General features: G+C 67.8%; 16 protein-coding genes. 6 read left to right on the top strand and 10 right to left on the bottom strand.

Annotation, left to right across the window (positions count from 1 at the left end; all coding sequences use genetic code 11):
- The first annotated feature begins 3 nt into the window (after window positions 1–3).
- Entirely contained in the window at window positions 4–666 is a 663-nt protein-coding gene (locus G3T36_RS04095) for a transmembrane-type terpene cyclase (RefSeq protein WP_163288115.1), read from the top strand.
- A gap of 39 nt (window positions 667–705) precedes the next feature.
- Here G3T36_RS04095 and G3T36_RS04090 read toward each other — a convergent pair whose 3' ends face one another.
- The 5 genes from G3T36_RS04090 to G3T36_RS04070 form a co-directional block, all read right to left on the bottom strand.
- Window positions 706–2,199 (bottom strand): CoA-acylating methylmalonate-semialdehyde dehydrogenase, encoded by a 1,494-nt coding sequence (locus G3T36_RS04090; protein WP_163288114.1) that lies wholly within the window; start codon window positions 2,197–2,199, stop codon window positions 706–708.
- Window positions 2,196–3,524, bottom strand: coding sequence for an aspartate aminotransferase family protein (locus tag G3T36_RS04085; protein ID WP_163288113.1), 1,329 nt, complete (start codon window positions 3,522–3,524; stop codon window positions 2,196–2,198). Before G3T36_RS04085 ends, G3T36_RS04090 begins: the two co-directional genes overlap by 4 nt.
- A gap of 2 nt (window positions 3,525–3,526) precedes the next feature.
- Window positions 3,527–4,543 carry a TIGR03842 family LLM class F420-dependent oxidoreductase gene (locus G3T36_RS04080; RefSeq protein WP_163289063.1) on the bottom strand — a complete coding sequence of 339 codons (1,017 nt, stop codon included), beginning with the start codon at window positions 4,541–4,543 and terminating at the stop codon, window positions 3,527–3,529.
- A 62-nt stretch (window positions 4,544–4,605) separates the two neighbouring features.
- Window positions 4,606–6,042 (bottom strand): dihydropyrimidinase, encoded by a 1,437-nt coding sequence (hydA, locus tag G3T36_RS04075; protein ID WP_163288112.1) that lies wholly within the window; start codon window positions 6,040–6,042, stop codon window positions 4,606–4,608.
- A gap of 10 nt (window positions 6,043–6,052) precedes the next feature.
- The gene (locus tag G3T36_RS04070) at window positions 6,053–6,901 is read right to left on the bottom strand and encodes a nitrilase-related carbon-nitrogen hydrolase (protein WP_163288111.1); all 849 of its coding nucleotides are present in this window, start codon (window positions 6,899–6,901) and stop codon (window positions 6,053–6,055) included.
- A 229-nt stretch (window positions 6,902–7,130) separates the two neighbouring features.
- On the opposite strand from G3T36_RS04070, the gene cofG reads away from it, so the two are divergent.
- The 5 genes from cofG to G3T36_RS04045 are packed head-to-tail and all read left to right on the top strand — an operon-like array spanning window position 7,131 to window position 13,964.
- Window positions 7,131–9,569 (top strand): 7,8-didemethyl-8-hydroxy-5-deazariboflavin synthase CofG, encoded by a 2,439-nt coding sequence (gene cofG, locus G3T36_RS04065; RefSeq protein ID WP_163288110.1) that lies wholly within the window; start codon window positions 7,131–7,133, stop codon window positions 9,567–9,569.
- Window positions 9,566–11,050 carry a flavin-containing monooxygenase gene (locus G3T36_RS04060; protein ID WP_163288109.1) on the top strand — a complete coding sequence of 495 codons (1,485 nt, stop codon included), beginning with the start codon at window positions 9,566–9,568 and terminating at the stop codon, window positions 11,048–11,050. Before cofG ends, G3T36_RS04060 begins: the two co-directional genes overlap by 4 nt.
- Window positions 11,051–11,062: 12 nt before the next feature.
- Complete coding sequence (gene fgd / locus G3T36_RS04055; RefSeq protein ID WP_163288108.1) at window positions 11,063–12,088, top strand: glucose-6-phosphate dehydrogenase (coenzyme-F420); 1,026 nt, start codon at window positions 11,063–11,065, stop codon at window positions 12,086–12,088.
- The gene (gene cofD / locus G3T36_RS04050) at window positions 12,085–13,152 is read left to right on the top strand and encodes a 2-phospho-L-lactate transferase (RefSeq protein ID WP_163288107.1); all 1,068 of its coding nucleotides are present in this window, start codon (window positions 12,085–12,087) and stop codon (window positions 13,150–13,152) included. The genes fgd and cofD overlap by 4 nt, the downstream gene beginning before the upstream one ends.
- Window positions 13,149–13,964: an LLM class F420-dependent oxidoreductase gene (locus G3T36_RS04045; RefSeq protein WP_163288106.1), complete on the top strand. Its 816-nt coding sequence runs from the start codon at window positions 13,149–13,151 to the stop codon at window positions 13,962–13,964. Before cofD ends, G3T36_RS04045 begins: the two co-directional genes overlap by 4 nt.
- Here G3T36_RS04045 and cofC read toward each other — a convergent pair.
- Genes cofC through G3T36_RS04020 form a run of 5 tightly spaced genes read right to left on the bottom strand, consistent with a single transcriptional unit; the run spans window position 13,891 to window position 16,768 of the window.
- The gene (gene cofC / locus G3T36_RS04040) at window positions 13,891–14,628 is read right to left on the bottom strand and encodes a 2-phospho-L-lactate guanylyltransferase (protein WP_163288105.1); all 738 of its coding nucleotides are present in this window, start codon (window positions 14,626–14,628) and stop codon (window positions 13,891–13,893) included. The two genes, G3T36_RS04045 and cofC, sit on opposite strands and share 74 nt — an antisense overlap.
- Window positions 14,625–15,416 carry a coenzyme F420-0:L-glutamate ligase gene (cofE, locus tag G3T36_RS04035; RefSeq protein ID WP_163288104.1) on the bottom strand — a complete coding sequence of 264 codons (792 nt, stop codon included), beginning with the start codon at window positions 15,414–15,416 and terminating at the stop codon, window positions 14,625–14,627. Before cofE ends, cofC begins: the two co-directional genes overlap by 4 nt.
- Before the next feature lie 13 nt (window positions 15,417–15,429).
- On the bottom strand, window positions 15,430–15,939 hold the full coding sequence (locus tag G3T36_RS20110) for a methyltransferase (RefSeq protein ID WP_163288103.1): 510 nt from the start codon (window positions 15,937–15,939) through the stop codon (window positions 15,430–15,432).
- 2 nt (window positions 15,940–15,941) lie between these two features.
- A complete protein-coding gene (locus G3T36_RS19720; protein ID WP_163288102.1) occupies window positions 15,942–16,370 on the bottom strand; it encodes a hypothetical protein in 429 nt (142 codons plus the stop codon).
- Between the two features lie 38 nt (window positions 16,371–16,408).
- On the bottom strand, window positions 16,409–16,768 hold the full coding sequence (locus G3T36_RS04020) for a DUF2171 domain-containing protein (protein ID WP_163288101.1): 360 nt from the start codon (window positions 16,766–16,768) through the stop codon (window positions 16,409–16,411).
- Window positions 16,769–16,777 lie beyond the last annotated feature (9 nt).

Below are 16,777 nucleotides of genomic sequence, written 5' to 3'. Positions count from 1 at the left end.
GTCATGAACCTCTTTCTCACCCTGGCCAGCGGTCTGGCCTGGACGATCGTCTACATCGAGGCGATCCGGATCGGCTTCCGGGATAAGACATACGCGATTCCGATCGCCGCCCTCGGCTTGAACATCGCGTGGGAGTGGACCTATGCCGTGCAGGGCCTCGCCAACGATCCCCAGGTGCAGTCGTGGATCAATCTGGTCTGGGCGCTGGCCGATGTCGTCATCCTCTACACATTCTTCCGATTCGGTCGGCGGGAATTCCCGACGTTCGTGACGCGCCCCCTCTTCATTGCGTGGGGCGTGGCGATCGTCGTGATGTCGTTCCTGGTCCAGTGGCTGTTCATCGCCGAGTTCGGACTGGCCGGCATGAAATCCGCGCAGTACAGCGCCTTCCTGCAGAACCTCCTCATGTCCGGTCTGTTCATCGCCATGTTCGCCGCCCGACAGGGCCCGCGCGGTCAGAGCCTGGTGATCGCCGTCGCAAAATGGCTGGGCACGCTGGCCCCGACCATCCTGTTCGGCTTTCTGCCGGGCTCCCTGTTCGTGATCGGTATCGGCCTGCTCTGCAGCGTCTTCGACCTGGCGTACATCGGGCTGCTCGTGTGGGCTCGCCGGAGCCCGGCGACATTTGCCCGACCCGCCTTTGCAGCGAGCCGTTCAGTCGACTGAGCGCAGCCGGTGATGCAGCCGGGCCCAGGTGGGGCGACCCTACGTGTGGCGCGGGAAGCCGAGGTTGATACCGCCGTGGCTGGGGTCGAGCCAGCGGGAGGTGACCGCCTTCTCACGGGTGAAGAAGTCGACGCCGTGCGGGCCGTACGCTTTGGCGTCGCCGAAGAGGGAGTCCTTCCAGCCGCCGAACGAGTGGTACGCGACCGGCACCGGGATGGGTACGTTGACGCCGATCATGCCGACGTGCACTTCGCGCTGGAACCGGCGAGCGGCGCCACCGTCGTTGGTGAAGATCGCCGTGCCGTTGCCGTAGCGGCTGGCGTTGATGATGCCGAGGCCCTCGTCGTAGCCCGAGACCCGTACGACCGAGAGCACCGGCCCGAAGATCTCGTCGATGTAGACCCGTGAACCGGTCGAGACGTTGTCGATCAGGGTCGGGCCGAGCCAGAACCCCTCGGGTGCTCCGTCGGGCTCGACGTCGCGTCCGTCGACGACGACCGTGGCGCCGTCCTCGACGGCGATGTCGATGTAGCCTGCGACCTTGTCGCGATGCGCCTCGGTGATCAGGGGCCCCATATCGCTGGAGCGGCGCCCGTCACCGGTGGTCAGGCCGGCCATCCGTGTCGTGATCTTCGAGACGAGTTCGTCCGCGGTGGTGTCGACCGCCAGGACGACGCTGATCGCCATGCACCGCTCGCCGGCTGAGCCGAACCCGGCGTTCACGGCCGAGTCGGCGACCAGGTCGAGGTCCGCATCCGGCAGCACCAGCATGTGGTTCTTCGCCCCGCCGAGCGCCTGCACCCGCTTTCCCGCCGCGGTCGCGGTCTCGTACACGTAGCGTGCGATCGGGGTCGACCCGACGAACGAGATCGACTGCACGTCGGGGTGGGTGAGCAGTGCATCCACCGATTCCTTGTCGCCGTGCACGACATTGAGCACACCGTCGGGAAGCCCGGCCTCCTGCATCAGCTTCGCCAGCCAGACGGATGCCGACGGGTCCTTCTCGCTCGGCTTCAGCACGACCGTGTTCCCGGCCGCGATCGCGATCGGGAAGAACCACATCGGCACCATGGCCGGAAAGTTGAACGGACTGATGATGCCGACGACACCGAGCGGCTGGCGCAACGAGTAGACGTCGACCCCGGTCGACACGTTCTCCGAGTATTCGCCTTTCGCGAGCTGCGCGATCCCGGCCGCGAACTCGACGACTTCGAGGCCGCGCGCGATCTCACCCAGCGCATCCGACAGCACTTTGCCGTGTTCGGAGGTGAGGATCTGCGCGAGCTCCTCCTTGCGGGCGTTCAGCAATTCGCGGAAGGCGAAGATGACGCTCTGCCGCCGGGCCCACGACGTGCCGCCCCACTCGGCGAAGGCGGCGAGGGCGGTCGCGACGGCCGCGTCGATATCGGATGCGCTGCCGAGTCGCACCTCCTTCGTCGAGGTGCCGAGCGCGGGGTCGTAGACCGGCTGGGTGTGTGTGGAGTCGCCGGCGACCTCGCGGCCGCCGATCCAGTGGTTGATGATGTCGGTCATTGTCCGGCCCTTTCGACAGTGGTGAGCACCTCGTCGTAGGCGGCCATCGCCTGGCCGACCTCGTCGGCGGTGACGACGCACGGTGGCACGACGTGGATGCGGTTGTCCTGGATGAACGGGATGACGCCGCGTTCGAGCAACCCGGCTTTGATGCGGCCCATCGTCGCCGCCGAGACCGGTTCGCGGGTCCCGCGATCGGCGACGAGCTCGATCGCCCAGAAGACTCCTTCGCCGCGCACGTCGCCGACGAGGGGATGCGCGGAGGCAAGGGATGCGAGGGCCGGTTCGATCACATCCGCCCCGATCTCCGCCGCGTGGGTGACGATCCCTTCGGACTCCATCGCGTCGAGCGCCGCGACGATGGAGGCCATCGCCAGCGGATGCCCGCTGTAGGTGAGGCCGCCCGGGAAGACCCGCTCGTCGAAGTCGTTCGCGATCGCGTCGGGGATCACCACACCCCCGACCGGGATGTACCCGGAGTTCACCCCTTTGGCGAAGGTGATGAGGTCGGGGACGATGTCGTACCCGTCGAAGGCGAACCATCGGCCGGTGCGACCGAAACCGGCCATGACCTCGTCGAGGATGACGAGGATGCCGTGCTGGTCGGCGAGCGCCCGCACTCCCGCGAGGTAGCCGGGCGGCGGCACCAGGATGCCCGCAGTGCCCGGGACCGTCTCGAGCACGATCGCGGCGATCGAGGCGGGCCCCTCGCTCTCGATCACGCGGCGCAGGTGGGTGAGCGCCCGTTCGGATTCCTGTTCGGGCGTCTCTGCCCAGAACTCGCTGCGGTAGAGGTACGGCCCGAAGAAGTGCACGTGCCCCCGGGCGAACTCGTTCGGTACGCGCCGCCAGTCGCCGGTCGCGACGATGGCCGCGCCGGTGTTGCCGTGGTACGAGCGATAGGTCGAGAGCACCTTGTCGCGGCCGGTGTGGAGGCGGGCCATCCGGATGGCGTTCTCGTTCGCATCCGCCCCGCCGTTGGTGAAGAAGACCTTGTTGAAACCATCGGGTGCGCGCGAGACGATGCGTTTCGCCGCCTCGCCGCGGGTCAGGTTCACCGTGGCCGGGGCGATGGTGGTCAGGATCTCGGCCTGCTCGCGGATCGCGGCGACGACAGCCGGATGCTGGTGGCCGATGTTCACGTTGACGAGCTGGCTGGCGAAGTCCAGGTAGCGGCGGCCGTCGAAGTCCCAGACCGTTGTGCCGCTTCCTCCTGCGATCGCGAGCCCCGCGAAAGTGCCCTGCGCCGACCACGAGTGGAAGACATGGGAACGGTCGAGCTGCTGGGCGAGATCTCCGTCTGCTGCGTCGAGGGGTGCGTTCATGGTCAGCCTTTCGCGCGGATGTGCTCGGTGAGCGCAGGAATGACCGTCTCGCCGTAGACGCGGAGGGTCTCCTCTTTGTTGTCGTGCTGCAGGTAGCCGGCGAACTGGTCGACGCCGAGCTCGGCGAGCTGTTTCAGCTTCGCGATGTGGTCGTCCGCCGTGCCGAGCACGCAGAACCGGTCGACGATCTCGTCAGGCACGAAGTCGGCGTGCGTGTTGCCCGCGCGGCCGTGCTCGTTGTAGTCGTAACCGTGGCGTCCCGCGATGTAGTCGGTCAGCGCTTTCGGCACCGCCCCATCCGTGCCGTACTTGGCGACGATGTCGGCGACATGGTTGCCGACCATCCCGCCGAACCAGCGGCACTGCTCGCGCATGTGCTCCCAGTCGTCGCCGATGTACATCGGGGCCGCTACGCAGAATTTGATCGACTGCGGGTCGCGTCCGGCTCGCTCGGCCGCCTGCCGGACCGTTCCGATCATCCATTCGGCGATGTCGACATCCGCGAGCTGCAGGATGAAGCCGTCGCCGACCTCGCCGGTCAGCTTGAGGGCGAGCGGTCCGTAGGCTGCGACCCAGATGTCGAGTTCGGATCCCTTGCTCCACGGGAACTGCAGCGTCGACCCTTTGTAGTCGACCGACCGGCTGTTGCCGAGTTCGCGGATGACGTGGATCGCCTCCCGCAGTTCGGCGAGCGTCGTTGGGGCGCCGTTGATCACGCGCACCGCCGAATCGCCGCGCCCGATGCCGACGATCGTGCGGTTGCCGTACATCTCGTTCAGGGTCGCGAACACGGATGCGGTCACCGTCCAGTCCCGGGTGGCCGGGTTGGTCACCATCGGCCCGACCATGACGCGCCGGGTCTCCGCAAGGATCTGGCTGTAGATCACATACGGCTCCTGCCAGAGCAGGTGCGAATCGAAGGTCCACACGTGACTGAACCCGTACTGCTCGGCGAGCTTCGCCAGGTGGATCGTGCGCGAGGCGGGCGGGTTGGGCTGGAGCACGATGCCGAAGTCCATCGTGCGGCCCTGTTCTTGTTCGCTCATCAGGCTTCTGTCGCTCATCAGGCTTCTGTCGCTCATCAGGCCAGGTACTGCGACAGGCCGCGCTTGAGGAAGCGCCCGTCGCCTTTCGTTCCGAGGTACTGGTTGTCGTCGACGACGACCTTGCCGCGGCTCAGCACGGTGTCGACATGTCCGTCGATCTCAAAGCCCTCCCACGCCGAGTAGTCCATGTTCATGTGGTGGGTCTTGTTGAGCCCGATGCTTGTGTGACCGTTCGGGTCGTACAGCACGATGTCGGCGTCCGCCCCCGGCTGGATGACGCCTTTCCGGCCGTAGAGCCCGAACATACGCGCCGGGGTCGTGCTCGTGAGCTCCACCCAGCGTTCGAGCGTCAGCTCACCGGTGACAACGCCCTGGTACATCAGGTCCATGCGGTGCTCGATCGAGCCGATGCCGTTCGGGATCTTGCGGAAGTCACCGATGCCGAGCTCCTTCTGGTCTTTCATGCAGAACGGGCAGTGGTCGGTCGACACCATCTGCAGGTCGTTGGTGCGCAGCGCCTGCCACATCGAGTCCTGGTGGCCCTCAGCCCGTGAACGCAGCGGCGTCGAGCAGACCCACTTCGCGCCCTCGAAGCGACCCCATTCCGGGCTGGATGCGCCGAGCTGCTCCTCGAGCGACTGGTACAGGTACTGCGGGCAGGTCTCGCCGTAGACGTTCTGTCCTTTGTCCCGAGCCCACGCGACCTGTTCGACCGCCTGCTTCGCGCTGACGTGCACGATGTAGAGCGGTGCGCCGGTGAGGTTGGCGAGCATGATCGCCCGGTGGGTCGCCTCCTCCTCCATTTGCCAGGCCCGCGCGATGCCGTGGTAATACGGGTCGGTCTTGCCCTGCTCCACGAGCTGGGCGGCGAGCACGTCGATGGCCGGGCCGTTCTCCGCATGCATCATGGTGAGCATCCCGGTGTCGCGCGAGACCTGCATCGCCTTCAGGATCTGCGCGTCGTCCGAGTAGAAGACGCCGGGGTAGGCCATGAACAGCTTGAAACTGCTGACGCCTTCGTCGGGCAGGGCGCGGAGGGCTGCGAGGGAGTCCTCGGTCACGTCGCCGACGATCTGGTGGAATCCGTAGTCGATCGCGCAGTTGCCGGAGGCCTTCTCGTGCCACTTCGCGAGGCCGTCCTGGATGCGCGTACCGTACGTCTGCACCGCGAAGTCGATGACCGACGTGGTGCCGCCCCACGCCGCAGCCCGGGTTCCCGTCTCGAAGGTGTCGCTCGCCTCCGTCCCGCCGAACGGCAGTTCGAAGTGGGTGTGCGCGTCGATGCCGCCAGGGATCACGTACCGGCCGGTGGCGTCGATCACGCGGTCGACGGATGCCGCGAGGTCCGTCCCGAGCAGCACGGAACCCGGCTGCAGCACGGCGGCGATCGTCTCTCCGTCGATGAGCACGTCGGCGAGGCCACGACCGGTGGCCGAGACCACGGTGCCGCCGGTGATGAGGGTGGTGGTCATTGTGCGCTCCTCAGGGCTTCGGGATGGAGGTGTACGACTCGGGGCGGCGGTCCCGGTAGAACTGCCAGGCGTTGCGCACCTCTCGCACCATGTCGAGGTCGAGGTCGCGGATGACGACCTCCTCGTGTTCGCCACTGCCGTATCCGCCGACCACGTTTCCCTGCGGATCGACGAACTGGCTCATGCCGTAGAAGGTGACGGCCAGGTCGCCGTACTCGTTGTCCTCCCTGCCCACCCGGTTCGGGGCAGCGACGAAGTAGCCGTTGGCGGCTGCGGCGGCGGGCTGCTCGAGTTCCCACAGACGGTTCGACAGGCCGGGTTTCGTCGCGTTCGGGTTGAACACGATCTCGGCACCGTTCAGGCCGAGCTCCCGCCAGCCTTCGGGGAAGTGCCGGTCGTAGCAGATGTAGACGCCGATGGGCCCGACCGCCGTCTTGAACACCGGGTAGCCGAGATTGCCGGGGCGGAAGTAGAACTTCTCCCAGAACTTGTCGAGGTTCGGCAGGTGGTGTTTCCGGTACTTGCCGAGGATCGTGCCGTCGGCGTCGACTACGACCGCGGTGTTGTAGTACACCCCCGGCATGTCCTCTTCATAGATGGGGAGGATCATGACGAGGTTCAGCTCTTTGGCGAGCGCAGCGAACCGCTGGACGATCGGGCCGTCAGCCGGTTCTGCGTAGTCGTAGTACTTCGCATCCTCGGTGATGCCGAAGTACGGCCCGTAGAACAGTTCCTGGAAGCAGATCACCTGTGCGCCGTCTGCAGCGGCATCCCGCGCGAACCGCTCATGCTTGGCGAGCATGGACTCTTTGTCGCCCGTCCACGTCGTCTGGGTGATTGCTGCTCGAACGATTGCCATGTGCTGCCTCCGGGTGGGTTGGAACACTTCGCTGATGTCCTCTATGACTACTGCCTCGGACTCGTGCGCGCAATGGCCGCCCTCTGCGAAATCGAGCAGCGAACGCATCCGTGACTATGCAAAAAATGCGGGCCGGCTCGCCCAAGACCCGCATCTTTTGCGCAATCGAGCAAGGGGATCATCCCGAACGAGCAACACATTCGACACCTTCGAGAGGTACCCTGACGCAATGGATGGCGGGACGCTCGCAGGGGATCTCCAGACCGCGATCGACCGCGCCCTCGGGGGCGAGCGGCTCACGGTCGACGAGGCCGAAACCCTGGTTTGCGCGACCGGTGCCGACCTCGAGCACTTGCTCGACGCATCCGCCCGCCTGCGCGACGAGGGGCTGGCCCGTGCGGGCCGCCCCGGTGTGATCACCTTTTCGAAGAAGGTGTTCCTGCCGATCACGACACTCTGCCGCGATCGCTGCCACTACTGCATCTTCGTCGACACCCCGGGGAAGCTGGCGACCAAGGGCAAGCCGCTCTACATGTCGCCCGAACAGATCCTCGACGTCGCCCGGCTCGGGGCCTCGATGGGCTGCAAAGAGGCGCTGTTCACGCTCGGCGACCGGCCGGAGGACCGCTGGCCGGATGCACGCGCCTGGCTCGACGAGCACGGCTACGAGTCGACACTGCACTACGTGCGCGAGATGGCGCAGCTCGTGCTCGACGAGACCGGACTGCTCCCGCACCTCAACCCGGGCGTGATGACCGCCGAGGAGCTGGCCTGGCTCCGCCCGGTGGCCCCGTCGATGGGCATGATGCTCGAGACGACCTCGCACCGGCTGTGGGCCGAGAAGGGCGAGGTGCACTTCGGGTCGCCCGACAAGAACCCGGCGGTGCGGCTGCGGGTGCTGGAGGATGCGGGGCGCGCGCGGGTGCCCCTGACCACGGGCCTCCTGGTCGGGATCGGCGAGACGGTTCGCGAACGCGCGGAATCCCTTGTTGCCTTGCGGGACATCCACGATCGCTTCGGCCACCTGCAGGAGATCATCGTCCAGAACTTCCGCTCCAAGCCGGCGACGGCCATGCAGAACGACGACGACCTCGGCGTGCTCGAGTACGCGGCGACGGTGGCGGCCGCGCGTCTGGTCATGGGGGCGGATGCGCGCATCCAGGTGCCACCGAACCTCTCCGATGCGAGCGAGCTCGGCCTGCTCCTGCGCGCGGGAGCCGACGACTGGGGCGGGGTGAGCCCGCTGACCGCCGACCACGTGAACCCGGAGCGTCCATGGCCGCAGATCGTCGAGCTGGCCGAACTCACCCGGCGCGAGGGCTTCCGCCTGACGGAGCGGCTGACGGTGCATCCGCCGTACATCCGGGATGCCGACCAGTGGATCGACGCCGCCGTGCGTCCGCGCGTGGATGCCCTCGTCGACCTCTCGACCATGCTCGCCGACGAGGGTGCTCGCGCGATTCCGCGACGGGCCCCCGACGATCTGTTGAGCGCTCCCGCCGACGACGGCGCCCAGCCGGCGCTGCAGAGCACACGCAGCGACTGGCCGGCGCGGGGCCGGACGGTGGCCGTCCACACGTCGCCGGTGCGGGCGGCGCTCTCCCGCGCCGCATCGTCGCCGGCGGCACTCACCGATCGCGAGTATGCGGACTTGATGGGCGCTGAAAGCGACGACCTCGACGCGCTGGCGGGACTCGCCAACGACCTGCGCCGCTACACGGTGGGCGAGGCGATCAGCTTCGTCGTGAATCGCAATGTCACCTCGACCAACCTCACCTCGACCGACCTGCCCTGGACCGACCGCGGCGACGCTCCGGATCGCTCGGCCCTCACCTTCGAGACGCTGGCAGAACTCGTCGACGACGCCTGGGTTCTCGGCGCAACCGAGCTCTGCGTCCAGGGTCTGATCACGGAGGCGCTGCCCGCCGACTCTTACCTGCAGTTGGCCCGTGTCGTGAAAGCCACCCGGCCGCAGCTGCACGTGCACGCGTTCCGCCCGGCCGACATCGCCGACGGCGCCGCACGACTCGGGCTCGACGACACCGACTACCTCGCGGCCCTTCGCGAGGCCGGTGTGGATACCGTGCCGGGAACGGGCGTCAAGATCCTCGACGACGCGGTACGACTGCGGGTCGCGCCGGGCGACCTCCCCGTCGACCGCTGGATCGCCATCATCACGGCGGCGCACCGGGCGGGGTTCCGTTCGACGTCGGTCATGGTCTACGGCAACGGCGAATCCGCCGCCGACCGGGTCGGGCACCTGCGCCGGCTGATCGAACTGCAGCGTTCGACGGGCGGCTTCACCGAGTTCGTGCCCATGCCTGCGATCGGCTTGCGGGCCGGACCGGCCGGCCGAGAGTCGGACGAGCATCGCCGGGTCCACGCGGTGGCCCGCCTCATGCTGCACGGGCACATCGACCACATCCAGGCGCCGTGGACGCGCCTCGGGTTCGCGGAGGCCGCGCTGATGCTCCAGAGCGGAGCCGACGACCTGGGTGGCACCCTCTTCGACGGACGCGTCCTGCCCGAAGCCGGGGTCGAATACGGGCACGAACTGCTTCCGGCCGATGTCGACCGCATCGCCCACGCTCTCTCGCGGCCCGTGCGCCAGCGCACGACGACCTACGGAGATCCGACGGATGAGCGCAAGCGCGCGGTGCGCCGATGACCGAACTCGACGTGGCGATCGTGGGCGCGGGCTTCGCGGGCCTCGGCCTCGGCATCCGCCTGAAGCGCCAGGGGGTGAGCTCGTTCCTGATCTTCGAACGCGCGAACGCGGTCGGCGGCACCTGGCGTGACAATACCTATCCCGGAGTGGCCTGCGACGTGCCGTCGCACCTGTACTCCTGGTCGTTCCGGCCGAATCCGCGCTGGTCGTCGTTCTTCTCGGGCGGCGCCGAGATCCGCGACTACCTCGAGGCCGGTGCGAACGAGGAGGGGCTCGGCGACCACCTGCGGCTCGGCACGGATGTTCAGGCGATGACCTGGGACGACCCCCGTTCGCGCTGGGAACTTCGCACGAGCCGCGGTACGTTCACGGCGCGTACGCTCGTTCTCGCCTGCGGTCGGCTGACCGAACCGCGCATCCCGGATGTTCCGGGGCTCGACACGTTCCATGGCCCGATGTTCCACGCGGCGCGGTGGGATCACGACGCCGAGCTGAGCGGCAAACGCGTGGCGGTGGTCGGGTCGGGAGCTTCGGCCATCCAGCTCGTCCCGCGACTCGCAGAGGTCGCGCGCGAACTGGTGGTCCTCCAGCGGAGCGCGCCCTACGTCATCCCGCGCGACGAGCACCAGTACACCGAAGACGAGCAGGAGCACTTCGCGCACGACCCCGAGCGGATGGCGCGTCTCCGGTCGACGCTGTTCTGGACCGCGGAGGAGGCCTTCGCCCAGCGTGCGGGCGTTCCGGAGGCGGTCGAGGCGGCGCGTCACCGTGCGCTCGACCACCTCGCGACGCAGGTGCCCGACCTCGGGCTGCGCGCGAAGCTCACCCCGCACTACGAGATCGGCTGCAAGCGTGTGCTCATCTCGAGCGAGTACTACCCGGCACTGACCCGCCCGACCGTGAGTGTCGAAGCGTCGGCGCTCGCCGCAGTGACGGGCAACACCCTGGTCACCGCCAACGGCGCGGAGCACGACGTCGACGCCGTGGTCTTCGCCACGGGGTTCCACGCGGCTCAGCAGCCGTATGCCCGGATCGTCCGTGGCGTCGGCGGTGAACTGCTGGCCCAGCACTGGGCCGGAGGCATGACCGCATACGCGTCGACCGTCGTCAGCGGATTCCCGAACCTGTTCGTCGTCAACGGCCCCAACGCCGGGCTCGGACACAACTCGGCGATCTACATGATCGAGACCCAGCTCGACTACATCCTCGGCGCACTCGACCACCTCGAGGCCGACCCGGACCTCGTGCTCGACGTGACCCGTCAGGCCGAAGACGAGTACACCGCACTCATCGACGAGCTGGCCGCGACGACCGTGTGGATGACCGGCGGATGCGAGAGCTGGTACCGCGACGGACGTACCGGCCGACTCACCCTGCTCTGGCCCGGCTACGCCCACACCTTCCGTGAACACAACGGCACATTTTCGATGGACCCCTTCTCGTTGAGCCCATCCACACCGTCACGACTGACCACCACCTGAGGAGAAACCACCGTGCCCATCCCCCTGCGCCTCGGCTACAAGGCCTCCGCGGAACAGTTCGGCCCGACCGACCTTCTGAGCTTCGGCGTGCTCGCCGAGAAGGTGGGCTTCGACTCGGTCTTCGTCTCCGACCATTTCCAGCCGTTCAACCACGAGGGCGGCCACGCTCCCGCGGCGATCCCGTGGCTGGGTGCTCTCGGAGCGAGCACGGAGCGCATCCTGATCGGCACCTCCGTGCTGACCCCGTCGTTCCGCTACCACCCGGCCGTCGTCGCCCAGGACTTCGCGACGCTCGGCTCGCTGTTTCCTGGCCGGGTCGTTCTCGGGGTCGGCACCGGTGAGGCGATCAACGAAGTCGTGCTCGGCATCGAATGGCCCGAGATCAAGGAACGGTTCGCGCGACTCAAAGAAGCCGTGACACTCATCCAGAAGCTGTGGTCGGAAGACGACGTGACGTTCGACGGCGAGTTCTACCGCACCGCCAACGCGACCATCTACGACAAGCCGGACGCCGAGGTCCCGATCTACATCGGAGCATCCGGACCCGCCGCGACCCGGCTCGCCGGCCGGATCGCCTCCGGCTACATCACCACCTCGGGCAAGGAACGCGCCCTCTACACCGAGACGCTCCTGCCCGCACTCGAAGAAGGCATCGAGAAGGCCGGCCGCAGCCGGGACGACGTCGACACGCTCATCGAGATGAAGGTCTCGTTCGATCCCGACCCCGAACGCGCACTGCAGGACACCCGCCACTGGGCGGCTCTCGCGCTCACCCCCGAAGAGAAGATGAGTGTCGACGACCCGCGTGAGATGCAACGCCTGGCCGACGCGTTACCGATCGAACGCGCGGCCTCACGCTGGATCGTCGGAGCCGACCCGGATGAGCACGTCCGGCGCATCGAGGAGTACATCGACCTCGGCTTCCGGCATCTCGTGTTCCACGGCCCGGGCACCGACCAGGCGCGGTTCATCGAGCTGTACGGCGCCGAGATCCTGCCGCGCCTCCGCGAACGACACGGCACGGCGCTCGCCCGATGACGGGCATCACCGTCCTGGCCGGCGGTGTCGGAGGCGCCCGGTTCATCCGCGGACTGCTCGGGTACCTCGCCGAAGAACAACGTTCCACTGACGGCCCAGGCTCCACGGTGCCGGTCACCGTGATCGCGAACACCGGGGACGACATGTGGTTGACCGGCCTGCGCATCTGCCCCGACCTCGACACGATCATGTACACGCTCGGCGGAGGCGTCGCCGAAGACCAGGGCTGGGGTCGCGCCGACGAGACGCGCCGTACGTCCGGCGAGATCGCGGCCTACGGCGCCGGCTGGGACTGGTTCACGCTCGGCGACCTCGACCTCGGTACCCACATCGTGCGCACCGACCTGCTCCGCTCCGGCCGAACGCTGAGCGAGGCCACGGAGATCCTCGCGCGGCGCTGGCAGCCGGGCGTCCGGCTGCTCCCCATGAGCGACAACGCTGTCGAGACGAACGTGCGGCTCGCAGCCGACATCGACGAGCACCGCGCAGGCGACCTCATCCACTTCGAGGAGTGGTGGGTGCGTTACCGCGCGGCCGCTCCGGCCACCGAGTTCGTGCAGGTCGGCCTCGAGCACGCAGAGGCGGCACCCGGTGTGGTGGAGGCGATCCGCGACGCCGAGGTCGTCATCATCCCGCCGTCGAATCCGGTCGTCTCGATCGGCACGATCCTCGCCATCCCGGGTGTGCGCGATGCGCTGCGCGACACCGACGCCCGCGTGGTCGGGGTGTCGCCGATCATCGGCGGGAGGGTCGTACGCGGTATGGCCGACCGGTGCCTCGACATCGTCGGGGTCGAGTCGACCGCCCTCGGCGTCGGCCTCCTGTACGGTTCGCGGTCGGTGGGCGGCATCCTCGACGGCTGGCTCGTCGACGAGACGGATGCGGGAGTCGTCGCAGACCTGCAGGCGGCCGGCATCCGCGCCTCGGCGCATCCGCTCTGGATGCACGATGTCCCGACGACTGCCGCGATCGCGGCCACCGCGCTCCAGACCGCTGGGTTCCGGGCTGCCTATCCGGAATCACTCGACCGACAAACCATCGCCGACCTTGGAGGAACATCATGACCGACCGCCCCGTACGCATCGGCGTCCAGCTCGCGCCGCAGCACGCGACGTATGCGCAGCTGCGCGACACCGTCGCCGCAATCGAAGACCTCGGCGTCGACATCGCCTTCAACTGGGACCACTTCTACCCGTTGTCAGGCGACTCGGAGGGCCTGCACTTCGAATGCTGGACGATGCTCGCCGCCTGGGCCGAGCAGACCAGCCGCATCCAGATCGGCGCCCTCGTCACCTGCAACTCGTACCGGAATCCGGACCTGCTCGCCGACATGGCCCGCACGGTCGACCACATCAGTGCGCACGGAGGTGACACCGGGCGCCTCATCCTCGGCATCGGCTCCGGCTGGTTCGAACGCGACTACGACGCTTACGGCTACACGTTCGGCACACCCGGCCTCCGCCTCGACGCGCTCTCCGAAGCGCTCCCGCGAATCAAGTCCCGGTGGGACAGGCTGAATCCGGCTCCGACCCGGTCGATCCCTGTGCTCATCGGCGGCGGAGGCGAGAAGAAGACGCTGCGGATTGTGGCCCAGTACGCCGATACCTGGCACAGCTTCAGTGATGTCGAGACCCTGGAGCGCAAGCTCGGTGTGCTTCAGGAGTGGTGTGATCGCGTCGGTCGCGACATGTCCGAGATCGAGATCTCGACCGGCGTGAAACGCACCCACGACGGTACGATCGGCTCGCTCGAGCCTGTCGAGGCGCAGTACGAGCTGGGTGCGCGGCTCTTCACGCTCGGGATCAGCGGGCTCGACCTCGACCTGCGCCAGGCGCGGGAACTGGTGGCCTGGCGGGATCGGATGAACGCGGCGTGACCTGTTCGTCCAGTGCGGTTTGCGTCGCTTCCCCGAGGCCGAGGAGTCGGGCGCGCTCGAGGTCGTCGGCGTCGTCGATGTCGAGCCGCAGCGACGACTCGGCCGGAACCGCCAGCGGACGGTAGCCCGCGCTCGTGTGCGCGGCGGACGATCCGACACCGAACTGCGTGGGGGATTCCGCGCCGGGAGCGAAGGCGACCATCGTGGTTCCGGAACCTTCGCGGTCATGCACGAACGTGCGGCGTGCGCCGGTCGACGCTGCAGCTTCAGCGAGTGCGAAAGCCTCCACGAGGTCGGACGGACGCAGGGCAGCGAGGTCGCCGGTGAGGGCAGCCGCCCAGGTGCCGGGGGCGGATGCGCGGGCCAGAGCGAGACCCGCGGCGATGGCGGCATTGATCCCGCCACCCGGATCGGCGATCACCAGCGGCTCCACATCGGCGCGGCCGGGCGTCTGTCCCGCGGCCGCGAGGTCCGCGGCGAGCCCCTGCTCGTTCGAGACGACGAGCACGCTCGACACGTCGGGCACGGCGCGCACGGCGCTGACGGTGTCGACCAGGAACGCGAGCGCGAGCGCCGCACGCGAGGAGTTGTCGAACGATCCGGAGAGCCTGCTTTTCGCATCCGCCGCGCCTTTGAACGGCACCACCACCACCCACTCGGTCACTCGGATGCCCGCCCCGCCTCGAAACCGCGCGCGTACCCTTCGGCGAGCGCCTCATCAGTGCCCAGGCGGAACATGTCTGTCGGACCGGTGCGCACCAGCGTTCGGGCTCCCGGAGCGTCCAGGCCGGTGACGTAGCGGCCCAGCCCGCGCACCACCGCAACCGGGAGCCCGCTCGACTTTCCCTTCACGAGGTCGGTGAGCGCGGCGATCTCGTCGGCGACGACCGGTTGGGTCACCCCGAGAGGCCGGCCGTGCGCATCCGTCGACCCCCGCAGGTCGTCCGTGACCAGCACACCCGCCGCCCCGATCGCGACATCGGTCTGGCCGATGCGCCACGCGCGACCCAGCGTGTCGGACACGATCACGCCGAGCTCGACGCCGAACCGCTCCCGAAGCGCCGCGCAGATGGCGGCGGCCGACGCATCCGGATCCAGCGGCAGCAGCAGAACCGTGCCTTCGGGCGTGTTGCTCGCATCCACCCCTGCTGCTGCGCCCACGATGCCGAGACGGTTCTCGACGATACGGGTGATGTGGTCGCCGGTGACCCGGGTCGCCACGACGCGCACCGTCTCATCCGTGATCGCCTGCTCGCGATCATCCGCCTGCACGAAGCGGCCCTCGGCCTTCGATACGATCTTGCTGGTCACGACGACGATGTCGCCGGCCCGTGGCTGGTCGTCGGGTTCGCAGGCGGCAAGTGCGTCGCCGATGAGCAGTGCCAGGTCGTCGCCCGCGGCGACTTCGGGGATGCCCGCCACCGCCCACGCCGAGAGTCGCGCTGTCGTCATGGGCCAACTGTAGTCACGGCCGCCATGGTGTGATTCGCGGCCACCACCCCGGGACGTTGCGCCGGTACTCGAGATACTGCTCGCCGTACGTTTCCGTCAGGGTCGGCTCCTCGTAGAGCTTCACGAACGTGACAACGGCGGCCAGGACGATCGCGGCGTAGAGCACGAGCCCCCACGAACCGAAGAGGAGCGCCTGGCCGAGGATGATTGCCAGCACTGCGAGGTACATCGGATTGCGTACGAAGCGGTAGACCCCGGTCACGACGAGTGTCGCGGTCGGGGCGACCGGAGCGGGTGTTCCCTGGTGCAGGGCGAACAGCGCGAAGGCATACAAGAGGAATGCCACTCCCACCACGATCGCGACCCAGGCGATCGACACGACGATCCAGGTCGCCTCACCCCAGTCGTGCCACCGCCAGCCGGTGATGAGCCACGGAATGAGGCCCGCGACGATGCCGGGAGCGAGGAAGAGGAAGGCGATCGTCCCGATCCAGGCTCGTACTGACGAGGCTGCCTTGGCCACGGTCACTCCTCGTGCGGTGCGTGATCGACGTTTCTGGCCTGATCGACGATCCGCTTCGTGAATTCGTCGGTGAGCCGCGTGGTCTCGGCCTTCTTCTCGCCCATGTTCTCGGGCGTCGCAGTCTCCCATTCCGTGGCCAGTCGTCGCTCCAGATCCTGAATCTGGACTCGGATCGCCTCATTCGTCTGCTCGTTCGCCCTGCGGACCAAGCGTGCCGCGTTGTCGACGATCCGTCGCTCCAGCAGCACCACGATTCCCACCAGCAGCAACGTCGTGCCGACGTTGGCCAGCACGCCGGCGAGGTAGCTCCGACCCGCGGCGGCCGGTATCACCAGCCACCCGATCACGATGGCGGCGAGGCCCAGCAGAATGCATGCAATGAACCAGCCCCAGCGGATGCGAAAGCGGCTGGGTGTCGGCGTTTCGCTCATTCCGCCAGCGTAGACAATCGACGGGATCGGTCGTGCACCTATTCCTTGTCGCGCATCCAGTGCTCGCGCATGAACATGCGACCCCACCAGGCGCTCAGCCCGTTGCCCTGGAACTCGGCGGGGTCAGCCTCGAACACCTCGGTACCCTGCGGCTCAGGCAGGGCAGCGACATCGGCATCGGTCAGCGTGGTGTGGACGGCGGCAGTCGTGATGCGTTCGACGCGGTCGGCGTCGACGAAGCGCACCCCAGCTTCCGTCGTGATCGCGATGCCGTCGAACAGGTCGATCCTGCTGTCCTGAAGCACGTGCTCGACGGTACCGATCCGGGTGCCATCGGCGCTCAGCACCGGGACTCCCTTCTCGAGCGCGGTATAGGCGATGGGTGTCTCATTGGTCATGAGCGTCAC

The organism is Leifsonia tongyongensis, from assembly GCF_010686705.1.
Lineage (GTDB): Bacteria > Actinomycetota > Actinomycetes > Actinomycetales > Microbacteriaceae > Diaminobutyricibacter > Diaminobutyricibacter tongyongensis.
The sequence above is the reverse complement of the archived record's forward strand: the minus strand, read 5'-3'. Positions and strand labels throughout refer to the sequence as shown.